This window comes from Bacteroidota bacterium, from assembly GCA_016715945.1.
In the GTDB taxonomy this organism is placed as follows: Bacteria; Bacteroidota; Bacteroidia; order Bacteroidales; family F082; genus JALNZU01.
In genome coordinates, this window is sequence record JADJXJ010000003.1 from 278,856 (window position 1) to 291,597 (window position 12,742).

Annotated in this window: 11 protein-coding genes and 1 tRNA gene; 6 read left to right on the forward strand and 6 right to left on the reverse strand. The window is 51.0% G+C overall.

The genetic code is table 11. The annotated features are described in order from the left end of the window. Positions 1-6: 6 nt before the first annotated feature. Positions 7-750 (reverse strand): ATP-binding cassette domain-containing protein, encoded by a 744-nt coding sequence (locus tag IPM52_11475; protein MBK9292230.1) that lies wholly within the window; start codon positions 748-750, stop codon positions 7-9. Next, on the reverse strand, positions 747-1,496 hold the full coding sequence (locus IPM52_11480; protein MBK9292231.1) for an ABC transporter permease: 750 nt from the start codon (positions 1,494-1,496) through the stop codon (positions 747-749). Before IPM52_11480 ends, IPM52_11475 begins: the two co-directional genes overlap by 4 nt. Before the next feature lie 280 nt (positions 1,497-1,776). Between IPM52_11480 and IPM52_11485 the strand changes: the two genes are divergently transcribed. Beyond that, positions 1,777-2,427, forward strand: a complete 651-nt coding sequence (locus IPM52_11485) for a SprT-like domain-containing protein (GenBank protein ID MBK9292232.1) — start codon at positions 1,777-1,779, stop codon at positions 2,425-2,427. 90 nt (positions 2,428-2,517) lie between these two features. Next, the gene (locus tag IPM52_11490; protein MBK9292233.1) at positions 2,518-3,615 is read left to right on the forward strand and encodes a mannose-1-phosphate guanylyltransferase; all 1,098 of its coding nucleotides are present in this window, start codon (positions 2,518-2,520) and stop codon (positions 3,613-3,615) included. A gap of 5 nt (positions 3,616-3,620) precedes the next feature. Here the strand turns inward: IPM52_11490 and IPM52_11495 are convergent, their stop codons facing one another. Beyond that, complete coding sequence (locus tag IPM52_11495) at positions 3,621-4,277, reverse strand: CoA transferase subunit B (protein MBK9292234.1); 657 nt, start codon at positions 4,275-4,277, stop codon at positions 3,621-3,623. Between the two features lie 5 nt (positions 4,278-4,282). Beyond that, on the reverse strand, positions 4,283-4,978 hold the full coding sequence (locus IPM52_11500) for a CoA transferase subunit A (protein ID MBK9292235.1): 696 nt from the start codon (positions 4,976-4,978) through the stop codon (positions 4,283-4,285). A gap of 230 nt (positions 4,979-5,208) precedes the next feature. Here IPM52_11500 and IPM52_11505 point away from each other — a divergent pair. The 4 genes from IPM52_11505 to IPM52_11520 all read left to right on the forward strand — a co-directional run bounded on the left by IPM52_11505 (position 5,209) and on the right by IPM52_11520 (position 8,261). After that, positions 5,209-5,295, forward strand: a tRNA-Leu gene (locus IPM52_11505). 98 nt (positions 5,296-5,393) lie between these two features. After that, positions 5,394-6,479, forward strand: a complete 1,086-nt coding sequence (locus IPM52_11510; protein MBK9292236.1) for a hypothetical protein — start codon at positions 5,394-5,396, stop codon at positions 6,477-6,479. 179 nt (positions 6,480-6,658) lie between these two features. Then, the gene (locus IPM52_11515) at positions 6,659-6,961 is read left to right on the forward strand and encodes a hypothetical protein (GenBank protein ID MBK9292237.1); all 303 of its coding nucleotides are present in this window, start codon (positions 6,659-6,661) and stop codon (positions 6,959-6,961) included. Further along, positions 6,897-8,261: a right-handed parallel beta-helix repeat-containing protein gene (locus tag IPM52_11520; protein ID MBK9292238.1), complete on the forward strand. Its 1,365-nt coding sequence runs from the start codon at positions 6,897-6,899 to the stop codon at positions 8,259-8,261. The genes IPM52_11515 and IPM52_11520 overlap by 65 nt, the downstream gene beginning before the upstream one ends. Here the strand turns inward: IPM52_11520 and IPM52_11525 are convergent. Further along, positions 8,243-11,821 carry a PAS domain S-box protein gene (locus tag IPM52_11525; protein MBK9292239.1) on the reverse strand — a complete coding sequence of 1,193 codons (3,579 nt, stop codon included), beginning with the start codon at positions 11,819-11,821 and terminating at the stop codon, positions 8,243-8,245. The two genes, IPM52_11520 and IPM52_11525, sit on opposite strands and share 19 nt — an antisense overlap. A 35-nt stretch (positions 11,822-11,856) precedes the next feature. Next, a complete protein-coding gene (locus tag IPM52_11530) occupies positions 11,857-12,726 on the reverse strand; it encodes a hydroxymethylglutaryl-CoA lyase (GenBank protein MBK9292240.1) in 870 nt (289 codons plus the stop codon). Positions 12,727-12,742 lie beyond the last annotated feature (16 nt).

Here is a 12,742-nt window from a genome sequence, read left to right on the forward strand (position 1 = left end):
GAACCGTCATTTTAAGCGCCGTGTCAATTCAGTACTAAAGACAAACTCATTCAGCTCAGGGTTGCTTGTGTGCAAAATGCTGTTTTTGTCGCCCGTCCACCACAGCTCGCCTTTGTAAAGGAAGTTGATGCGCTGACCGATCTGCAGCACCGAGTTCATGTCGTGTGTGTTGATAACGGTGGTGATGTTGTATTCTTCTGTAATCTCGCTGATGAGGTGGTCGATGATTTCGGCCGTCTTTGGGTCAAGGCCCGAGTTGGGTTCGTCGCAGAACAGGTACTTCGGGTTGTTGGAGATGGCTCTGGCAATGGCCACCCTTTTCATCATTCCCCCACTGATTTCGGAAGGGTAGAGATGGTTGACGTTTACCAGGTTCACGCGGTTGAGGCAGAAGTTGACGCGTTCGCGTTTTTCCTCAAGGCTCATGTTGGTAAACAAATTCAATGGAAACATCACGTTTTCCTCCACCGTGAGCGAATCGAAGAGCGCCCCACCCTGAAAAAGCACCCCCATTTCCTTGCGGATTTCCCGTTTGCGTTTTTCGCGTAGCGACGAAAAAGGACGCTCGTTGAAGGTGATCTCGCCTTCATCGGGTTCGATGAGGCCGATGCAGCATTTCATCAGCACTGTCTTGCCCGAGCCGCTTTGACCAATGATAAGATTGGTTTTGCCCTGTTCGAAAGAGGTGCTGATTTTTTTGAGCACCACCTTTTCACCAAAGGCTTTGCTCACTTTGTTGATTTCGATCATACCAGCAGGAGTTGGGTGAGCAACAAGTCGAAACCAATGATAAGCACACTGCTGATAACCACGGCACGAGTGCTGTTGCGGCCCACTTCGACCGAGCCGCCTTTTACGGTATAACCCAGAAAACCGGATACGGAAGTGATGATGAAAGCAAAAACGAGGGTCTTGATGAAGGCATAGGTAACCGTGAAAGGCTCAAACCAGCCGCGGAGACCTTCCACGTAGTCCACCGAGCTGACCAGCCCGGTAACCACACATGCGGCCCAGCCGCCCCATATGCCCACAGCCATGCTGAAAGTGATGAGCACCGGGTTGAAAAGCATGCTGGCGGTGATCTTTGGAAGAATCAGAAAGTTGGCCGGATTCACACCCATCACCCTGAGGGCATCGATTTGTTCGGTCACTCGCATGGTCCCTATTTCCGAAGCAATGCGCGACCCGACTTTGCCCGCAAGGATAATACTGATGATGGTGGGCGAAAACTCGAGCACCATCAGCTGGCGTGTGGTGTAGCCAACCATACTCAGCGGGATGAAAGGCGAGTCGATGTTGTAGGCTGTTTGCAATGCCACGATAGCCCCGGTGAATACTGACATAAGAACCACCAAACCAATCGAATCGACCCCCAGGCCGATGATCTCGACCAGCAACTGACGTCGGAAAACCGGTCCCTTGTCCGGACGCTTGAAGGTTTCGAACATCAGCAGCACATATTCCCCAATGGTTTGTAATGTTCCCGTAATCAACATGCGGTAAAATTACAACAATAAACACGTGTATAGTAGCCTTGTTTCATGCAAAAGATTTCTGAAAACTCCTGCCGTGTTTCATGCAATAACCGGCATTGTCTTATGTTTGTTTCGCAAAATTCTATTGAATTGAAATTTAAGAAGTTATTCATAATCAGCATCCTTTTTATTCTGCCTGCACTCACTTCCTGCCGAACTAAGGTTTATCTGCCCGGGGGTAAGCCCCACAAAGGCGATTGCGATTGCCGCAGCTGGGTGCACCGTTCTGAAATTCCCGACCATGCCCGACAGTCTTAAAACACTTGAAAAGTACCTGCCGGATGACACAGCAAACAATGTGCTGCACATGCTCCTCACGGGTGGTGTGAAGTTTGTCATCAGCCGCGAACGCAAAACCAGGCTGGGTGTTTACCGCCCCGCCACACGTAATTTGCCTCACCGGATATCGGTAAACCACAACCTAAACAAGTATGAGTTTCTGTTCACTTTTCTTCACGAGTATGCACATTATCAGACATATATACGATACGGAAGGCGACACAAACCCCATGGCCCTGAATGGCGCGCAGCATTTCGTGAGCTGGTGATGCCTTTTTTGACGCGAAAAGTCTTTCCGCCCGACCTCGAACAGGGCATCATGGAGCACTTTTCCAAACCCGGCATCACCGACTGCAGCGACAGACAATTGCGTGAACTCTTCGGGCGTTACGACCCCGACTGCGGCAAGCCTGTGAAAAGTTTATATCCTACCGTGGATATGTTGCCGTTGAACAGCCGCTTTGCTTTGCCCGACGGCAGGCAGTTTATCAAGCTGAAGCTCCGGCGAACGCGTTACACCTGCCTGTGCTGCGACGACAATCGCCTCTACATTTTCGGGCCAAAAGTGCAGGTGATTCTGGTTTCTGAGCCAGAGCATGCTGCGAACCGCTAAGCAAGCCGTCGTAGGTTCAGGCTTTTTTCATCCGGGTATTGTTTTTCAATCCCGACGCACTAACTTTGCTAATCAAGCAAAAGCAAAACAATGAGCCCAAACAGCAATTATTACTGCGTAATCATGGCCGGTGGCATAGGTGCCCGATTCTGGCCCATGAGCAAAACCTCGCGTCCCAAGCAGTTCATTGATATTATGGGAACAGGCAAGACGTTGATTCAGATGACTTTTGACAGGTTTTTTTCGCTTTGTCCCGCTGAAAATATTTACATTGTCACCAACGAAATTTACCGCGACCTTGTGCTCGAACAGCTTCCGGCCATACGTCCGGAACAGGTGCTGTGCGAGCCGAGCCGGCGCAATACGGCACCTTGCATTGCCTATGCCAACCACGTGATCATGCAACGCAACCCGGATGCAGTCATAGTGGTGGCGCCCAGCGACCATATCATCCTCAACGAGAAGGAATTTGTCGACGACCTGTCCGATGCCATGAAGGTGGCTTCCGAACACGACTGGCTGCTTACCCTGGGCATCAGGCCAAGTCGCCCGGATACTGGTTATGGATATATACAGTATTTTGAAGATGAGGTGCTTAGCGAGGTGCCTAAGCTGCGCAAGGTGAAAACATTCACCGAAAAGCCCAACTACGATCTTGCCGTTTCTTTCCTCGAAAGTGGCGATTTTCTGTGGAATGCCGGCATCTTTATCTGGTCGCTGAAAAACATTAACCGTGCCTTCGATGCCTATTTGCCCGAGGTGAACGAGTTGTTTCGCGAAGGGCTGGGAAAATACGGTACGGAACAGGAGAAGGAGTTTATCCGTCAGACATATGCCGTATGCCGCAACATTTCCATTGACTACGGAGTGATGGAAAAGGCCACCAATGTGTATGTGATGGCCGTCAATTTTGGCTGGAGTGACCTGGGCACCTGGGGTTCGCTCTACGAAATCCGTTCCAAGGATGACAACATGAATGCGGTGGTGGGCAACAACGTCATGCTCTACGATTCGAAGGGTTGTATTGTGAACATGCCCAAAGACAAGCTCGTGGTGCTGCAGGGCCTCGAAGATTACATCGTGGTGGAAGACGACAATGCCTTATTGATCTGCCAGAAAAAAAACGAACAGATGATCCGCCAGTTTGTCAATGACATTATGGTTGACAAGGGCGAGCGCTTTATCTGAGCATTTCAGACCTGCATCTCGGGTACGTAGTCCGGCACGATCAGTTTACCGGCTGTTTTCCGGACAATCTCCTCCACCTCCACGCCAGGAGCACGCTCCAGCAAAAGGAAGCCTTCCGCGGTAATTTCGAGCACGGCCAGGTCGGTGACAATTTTGCGCACGCAACGCACGCCCGTGAGCGGAAGGGTGCATTCCGGCAGCAATTTTGAATTTCCTTTCGGGTCGGTATGGGTCATGGCCACAATGATGTTTTTTGCAGAGGCTACCAGATCCATGGCGCCTCCCATGCCTTTGACCATTTTGCCCGGTATCTTCCAGCTGGCGATGTCTCCTTTTTCCGAAACTTCGAAGGCGCCCAGGACGGTGAGGTCGATATGTCCGCCACGGATCATGGCGAAACTGGTGGACGAGTCGAAAAATGCCGCCCCCTTGGTGTAGGTAATGGTTTGCTTGCCGGCGTTAATCAGGTCGGGGTCTTCTTCTCCTGGCAGGGGAAAAGGGCCAATGCCAAGCAAGCCGTTTTCCGACTGGAGCACCACTTCCATCCCTTCAGGAATGTAGTTGGCTACCAGGGTGGGAATGCCAATGCCCAGATTGACGTAATAACCGTCGCGCAGCTCCTGCGCAATGCGTTTTGCTATGCCGTTTTTATCGAGTGCCATAAAAGTTAAGCTTTGCGTGTGGTGACAAATTCGATGCGTTTTTCCAGATTGGTGGCCTGGAAGATGCGCTGGACAAAGATGCCTGGGGTGTGTATCTGGTTGGGGTCGAGCTCGCCGGCGGGCACCAGGTGTTCAACCTCGGCAATGGTTATTTTGCCGGCCATGGCCATGGCATGGTTGAAGTTGTTGGCGGTGTGGCGGTAAATCAGGTTGCCGTGGGTGTCGCCCTTCCATGCCTTGACCAGTGCAAAATCGGCAGTGAGAGCATGTTCGAGCAGATACATCTTTCCGTTGAACTCGCGTACTTCTTTGCCCTGTGCCACTTCGGTGCCAAAACCTGCCGGCACGTAGAATGCCGGGATGCCAGCACCTCCCGCCCTGCATCGTTCGGCAAGGGTGCCCTGAGGGATAAGTTCCACTTCGAGCTCGCCGGCAAGCAACTGGCGCTCAAATTCCGCGTTTTCACCCACATACGAGGAGATCATTTTACGGATCTGGCGGTTGCGAAGCAACAATCCCAGACCGAAATTGTCCACACCAGCATTGTTCGAAATACAGGTGAGCCCTTTTACGCCCATCTGCACCAGGGCCGAGATGCAGTTTTCAGGAATACCGCACAAGCCAAAGCCTCCAACCATCAAGGTCATATGGTCGGAAATTCCGGCCAGGGCAGACAAGGCATCGGGATATACTTTTTTCATACTTAAATCATCAGGTGATACATCAATAACAAAAGCGGAATGACGGGCCAAAGCCCACTCCACGAAGATATATAATTTGCGCAATCGTGTGCGTGAATGCTTGCAGACATTTTTTGGCAATCGCCCGGGAATGGAATAGCTTGTTTTTGATAATCCATGAGCGATGCCTTTAATTCTGTGGTGCGGGTCAATAATTTTGCATTAATTTTGCACCGCTGTCGATCCTCACTGCCCGGATGGCGGAATTGGTAGACGCGCTGGTCTCAAAAACCAGTGAGATAACACTCGTGCCGGTTCGATCCCGGCTCCGGGTACCAAAAAAGGCGCCAACAGGCGCCTTTCTTTTTTTCCGGTATCCAGCCTTCTCTCCATAACAAAAGCCACATTGCGTACGTTTTCTCCACTAAAGCGAGATATGTTGTTTCGGGCCGGCAGGTCGAAATTCAGGTTGCTGATAATCTTGTTGTTTGCTGTGGTTCAGCTATCTGGTCAGAAAAATCCGGAGCCGGATGCACTGATGCGGGAGACAGAACGGAGGTATATCAACGATATTGTCCTTTTGGCCAATACCATTCAGACCAGATATGCATCGCCTGCCGACCGTTTTCGGGCAGCATTTTCGTGGACAGCCCAAAATCTGCGGTATGATGTGGCTGCCCTGCACGATCAGAAGCTGTACAGCAATCAGGAACTGGTACGCATGGCCTTGCGCAAACGCGCCGCTTTGTGTGAAGGTTACGTAGCCGTGCTCGACAGCCTGAGCAGGCTCATGGGACTTACAACCATCAAGGTGCCCGGATATACGCGCTGGCAGGGCAAGCTGCAACCCGAACCTCATCTGTGGATTGCGGTACTTCTCGACAGCAACTGGTATTTGTCCGATCCGACCTGGGCCTCAGGAGCCATCGTCAACGGAAAGTATCAGGCTGAATACGACACCTTGTGGTTTATGGTGCCACCACAACGCATGATTCACTCGCATATGCCTTACGACCCCATCTGGCAACTGCTGCAGGAGCCCCTGTCGCACGAGGGCTTTGTCCGAAACACCAATGCACGGCTTCCCGGAATATGGCATCCCAACGATAGCATTGCAGTTTACCTGAACAGCGACCCATTGGATCAATACACCTCTGAGCTGAGACGGATTCGTCAGGGGCAGTTCCGGCATCCGGCCACGCAAAGCCGCATCAGCTTTCTGGAGGAGTCGGTCAGGGTGCTCACCCATAACCGCATTGTCGGGTCGATGCAGCAAAGCAACGAGTTGTTCAATGCGGCAGTGGCCACCTACAACGAAGCTGTGGAGGCCTACAACAAACGCAAGCCACGCGCGCAGGTGATTCCACTGCTTCTGCGTTCATCACAACTGCTTACAAGCGCCAGATTGCTCATGCCGGCCGGGCCATTGCCAGCCTCGTTGCGAAATGAAGCGCAGATGCTGCAAAAGCATCTTGCACAGCTCGAAAGCTTGCTGGATGAGGCACAACGCAAGTGGTACTGAACATTTGCGGAAACATTTTCTGACACACCTGCGAGAAGGGTCAGGGACTTGTTTCCGAAAAAAACGGTACACAGACAAGACACCTCCGTATTGCGCTTTTCGTGAAAACTTTTCCGGCTTATCCATTCGCTTCAAGCTGGCAAAAAGTTTCCCTAACTTTGTTGAAGAACCAAAGCCAAATGAAAACCATTCGTTTATTCCTGATTTTGCTTCTAGCATTTCATTCAGCCCCGTTTGAGCTGCTGGCTCAGAATCATTATGCCTGCGGCGAGCAGACGGGCACCTGGCAATATGATACGGTGTTTGTGAACTGCAATGTGCTTGTGCCTCAGGGCGGATTGCTTCAGATCATGCCAGGCACAAAGGTTGTTTTCACGGGGCACTATGCCATTGAAGTGCAGGGCAATCTCAAGGCCCTTGGCACTGCTTCCGACAGCATATTTCACCGTGGCCGATACCTCGGGTTTTGGGAATATTCATAGCAATGCCGGCGGGTGGAACGGGCTCAGGTTCGAATATACTCCTATCGGGACCGACTCCAGCCTCTTCAGCCATTGCGTGTTCCGTTTTGGAAAAGCCACGGGCGATTCTGTCAATTGCTACGGTGGGGTACTGAGGGCATTGCAAACCGATAAAATTGCCTTCCGGCACTGCAGTTTTGAAAATAACTACGCATTTTACTGGGGCGGAGCTATTTACAGCTACAAAACCAATGTGCTTCTGGCGCATTGCAATTTCAGGCGCAACCATGCAGGCAACGACGGAATGATTTATGGCTATGGAGGAGCAGTGTGTTATGTGTCGTCGGAGCCGGATATCTCGCATTGTCATTTTTCAACCAACAGTTCCAACGGCATCGGAGGTGCAGCTTCGTTTGAATACAGCCGTCCGCTGTTGATGAACAGCATTTTTACCCAAAACTTTAGCGCGCTCGGGGGTGCCATCGGTTTTTTGCGTTCGGTTCCCGACCGGCCAATTGCCAATTTGCTGATCTACAACAACGAGGCTGTATTTTTCGGGGGAGGAATCGCCAGCATTACTGCCTCGCCCGTGATGACCAACCTGACCATTGTCAACAATTTTGCCCCCATGGGTGGAGGGTATTACTGCAACTTTGAAGCTCATGCCAGGCTTTACAACAGCATCCTGTGGGGCAATACCTGTGCAGGTGATTTTGGTTCTCAGGTTTGGATCTGGGATGTGAATTCCGTGCCCGAGTTTCACCACTGTGCTGTGCAATATGGTGTGGAAGGATTTGGCGGCAGCACATTTACAGGCACTTATAATAATTGTATTGAAAGTTATCCTGTGTTCGAAGACGAAAACTCTTCGAATTTCAGGCTTGCACAAGGGAGTCCATGCATTGATGCTGGCACAGCTTCATTGCCGGCTTATCCGCTTCCGGCCACCGACCTTGACGGGCATGAGCGGGTGATGTACGGCCTGCCTGATTTGGGAGCCTATGAATATCAAGGGATTGCAAGTATTTATCCTCACGGGCAGCAAGCCAGGATATACCGTGTTTTGCCAAACCCGGCACATCGGGGACAGTCGTTGGTTCTGACAGATATAGGTGATGAGGTGTCGGCGCTGCGGCTGTTTACAGCCGATGGCCGGCGTATGTCAGGGCTGGAAAGGCCAAGGGTGATGGGCGGGCGAATTGTGCTGGATGAGCTTTTTCAAGCTTCCGGCGCGATCCCCGGACTTTATTTGCTTCAGGTGGAGCAGGTTGACGGCTACTCTTCTGTGGTCAGAATTGTTTATCAGCCAAGCAGCCGGTGAAGCACTTCATAAAACACTTCGCGGCTTATGGGTTTGACAATTACATCGGTGGCGCCTGCTGCAATGGCCTGCCTGATTTCGTCGGGTTGGGAATAGGCGGTCTGCACCACAACGGGTAAGGCAGGATATTTTTCCCGTATTCTTTTGGTAGCTTCCAGACCATCCATTTCTGGCATTTTCAGATCCATGAGCACCATATCATAGGCAGTGCGGTCAACCATTTGCAGGGCATCGGCTCCGGTACGCGCACGGTCGACAGCCAATGCTGACTGACCCAACAACCTGCGTAGGTAGTCGAAATTATCGTCTTCATCCTCTGCCACGAGGAAGCGGTATTTTTTGCCGGCAACTGGTTGAGAAAGGCTCCCGGGCTGGTCGGCGGGCAATATTTCAGAGGTTCTGACCACCCCGGGCAAATGCAGGCTGAATGTGCTGCCTATGCCAGGCTCGGAAGCAACGGAAAGGCTGCCACCCAGCAGTCTGACCAGGCCCTGGGCAATGCTGAGTCCCAACCCATTGCCCCTGATGGCCATTTTCTGTGGTTTATTGCCCCGGTAAAACCGATCAAAAATCCGGTGTTGATCTTCGGGTTCGATGCCTATTCCTGTGTCGTGCACATGGATATTCAGGTCGTCGCCATCAACATCATAGCTTATCGTAATGCCTCCTTTGAGGGTGTATTTCGCGGCATTGTCGAGCAATCCGCTGATTACCTGGCGCAACTTGGCTTTGTCGGTCTCAATCATTGTCCGGGACGACGCACCATTTTCTATTTTAAAGCTGAGGTTTTTGTCGGCGCAGGCATTGGCAAAAGTAAGTTGCAGATCGTGCAACAGCTGTCCAAGGTCGAAAGTCACCTTGTCCACTGTCAGGCGCTCGGCATCCATGCGCGAAACAATGAGCACATCGTCGATGATGCGCAGCAGTTGTTCGGCATTGCTGTTGATGATTTCAACAAACTCACGCTTCTGGTCGTCGGGGATGTCGTCGAACAACAGGTCGGAGAAGCCGAGAATCGCATTCAGTGGAGTGCGTATTTCGTGGTTGAGGTTGTGCAGGAACGAGGTTTTCAGCCGGTCGCTTTCCTCAGCCTTTTCTTTGGCAATGATCAGGTCGAGTTCGTTTTTCTTCCGCTCGGTGATGTCGATGATCAGGCCAATCAGGCCGGCAACCTCTCCCTCCGGGGTATGAAAGGCCGACTTGCTTAAAATCACATTTCTTTGGCTACCGTCGCGCAGCGTAATGGTGCGCTCGTGTTGTTGCGCTTTCTCCTTTCCTTCGTAGATCAAAAGATCATCTTCGCGATTGCGCATTGCCACATCAAAATCATCCCACGCAAACATTGACTTGCCTACAATCTCCATGCGGTCAATTCCGAAGAATTCTGTAAATGCCTTATTCACACCGAGATAAACCGACTCTTTGTTCATGTAGAACAAAGGATTGGGTATGGAGTCGAGCAGGGTCTCAATGAACGCAGTTTGTTGCATGATGGCTTTCTGGCTGGACTTCTTATCTGTTACGTCGCGCACCACAACGAGCACATTCGTTTCATCCACAGGCACCATCCTGGCATCGTAGTTTCTTATTTTTCCATCAACAAAAAGATCGTATTCATATTCCGCCACCTGGCCGGTTTGTCTGACCTGTGCAAGTTTCTCGCGGGTGAGTGTGGCCAGATAAGGCGGAAGCACATCATCTACACTTTTATTCAAAAACATCTGAGGTGGCATCAGCAACTGATCGTGTGAGCTGGAATGAAATTCGGCAAAAATTCCATCGTTCGAAATCACGAAGATCATGTCAGGCAGGGCTTTAAGGATGGCGGAAGTGCGTTTTTCGCTTGCTTGTTTTGCCCGGTCTGCCAATGTTTCGGCTGTGATGTTCTTGCTGATCGAAAGGATACCTTTGCGGCCATCCGGCAGGTTGATGAGCGATTCGTTGAGCTCGAGGTAAATTTCCTGTCCGTTTTTGGTGCGTGCTTTGATCTTGCTCACAAGATTTCCCTGCCGGATAATTTCGCTGATATTTTTGTTTACCAGGTCTTTGTTTTCGGGGTGGGCCAGCATGCCGATGTGTTTGCCTGCGAGCTCCACAACCTCGTAACCGTAATCTTCGCAAAAAGTCCGGTTTACTGACATTATGGTGCCGCTGAGATCCAACACCAGCATACCTACCGGGCTGGAATCGAAGAGGTATTTGTACCTCGATTCGCTGTTCCGAAGGCTTTCTTCGGCAGCCTTGCGTTCGCTGATGTCGTTGGCAATGGTAACAATAGCCTGTTTGCCGAAATAATTGGTCGGAAACAGAAATACTTCTTTCGGAAAAATTTCGCCTGTGGCTTTCCTGCCCCAAAATTCAAACTGAACCGCTTTGCCCTCGAAGGCAGTCTTGATATGATGAGCCAGTTCGGTGAGATCGTTCATGCCCGGGGCAGCCAAAAACTCCGGGGTATTTCCGATGAACTTTTCATAAGGATAACCATAAAGGGCTGCTGCTGCCTGATTTACGTCGAGAAATTCACCTTTTTCGTTTTGAATGTACACTGCACTCTGGATGCTGTTGAACAGCCCTTTGTACGAATCGTCCAAAGCCTTGATGCGGGTTTCATATTCCTGCTCCCTGCGCAAATCGCGTAGCGAAAGCACCCAGCCTCTGTGCGTGTGATCGGAGTCTGTAATGGCCGATATGGTGCCACTCACAGGAATGGTTTCCAAATGGGGATGTATTGTTATTCTGACGGGTGGAATGGGTACATAGGCTTCATTAACCGGAAATAATGCTTGAATGGTGCCTTCATGTCCGTTCAGACCAATCAATTCATCAATGTGTTTTCCTTTGGCTTGCTCTGGTTTCACGCCAAGCAGCTGTGCGGCCGATTGGTTAATGCCTACAATTTTTCCCTGACTGTTGAGGCTGATAAGCGCATCGCCTATGCGCTCGAACACCGTGCTCAGATATTTCTCACTCTTGCTCAGGTCTTCGAACAATTTGCGGTTCTGTTCCTGGTCGTGAAGAATCGTACCCATAACGAGGGTCACCAAAGGATAGGCGATCAAAATGAGCCATACCACTTTCTGAAGCGTTTCAAAATAGAAAGGTGAGGGTAAAAGGATGGTAAGCGCAATCATGACCAGGTGAACCACAAATCCAAGCAGGAGCAGGTGCCTGTAGCGCAAAGCCTTAATCTTTCCGGTTTTACGGAGTTGATGGAAGCCCCAACCTATTAAAAATGAGGATAATATAACACTGAGGCCCATCCAGATCCCCGGTCCACCCACATGCAGGCGGTAAAGCCCGGCTAAGAGCGTACTCAATCCGCCTGTTATCGGGCCGAAAAACAAAGCGGCAAGGCTGATGACCACCGATCGGCCGTCGAAAAAAATACCTTCGGTGATCGGCATGGGATAAAGCATGCCTACAATGGCTGAACCGCCAAAAAGCAGGCCTTGTAACAATTTTCCTGCCAGGGTGCGGCGGTGGGCAAGCTGATCGATCATGCCCGACAGGGCACTCAATGCAACAAGTACGGAGAAATTGTAGATAAGGTTGATGGTCATGCGCAGCCCTGGTATTGAGTTTAATTGCGACAAAGTTAAGCGCTGGCCATATCGCTGTCAATCGAAAAGCTGCTGCCAAGCCTCAGGGCCTCAAGCAGTGTTTTTTCGTCAATACGGTTGGGAATTTTTTTTCTTTTACAAAATTCGAGCAGGCTCAGGGTATTCAGGTTGCCAACCATTTCGTCGGCAGCCGTAGGGCAGCCCCCCAGGCCGCCCAGCACTGTTTCGAAACTCCTGACACCGGCTTCCCAGGCTGCTTCGAGTTTGTTGAAGCTGTCGGATTGAAGGGTATGGAGGTGCAGCCCAAAGTCCACATCCGGAAAGGTGGGTATCAATTGAGCATAGGTGTCGAAAATGGTGTCGGGAGAGGCCAGTCCCAGGATGTCGGAAAGGGGCATGCTACGGATGCCGAGTTTGTAGAGCTTTTCAGCTGCGTCGGCCACCAGCTCCACACTCCATGGGTCGCCATAGGGGTTTCCCAAACCCATGCTCAGGTAAACTACCCAACTGACGGGGTGTGCATTGGTCATTGCAACCATATTGGCAAGCTGCTCAAGGGCATGATCTGGACTGCTGTTCAGATTGCGCTTCAGGAAAGTAGGTGATACGGAATAGGGATAGGAGAGCACCTCAATCACAGGAAATTTCAATGCCTGCTCCACGCCTTTGGTATTGACTACCAAGGTCATAATTTTTGTGGGCTGCGCATGCGCATCCATGGCAGCGACAACCTGAGGCGTGTCGGCCATCTGAGGAATCACGCGGGGCGACACAAAACTTCCCACATCGAGAATGTCGAAACCGGCATGCAGAAGCAGCCTGGAATAGGCAATTTTTTGGTGGGTTGGGATGGGTGTTTTTAAGCCCTGAAAGGCATCGCGAACGGTTTCGGTAATGCGGATCATCTGCACTCAGCGTGTT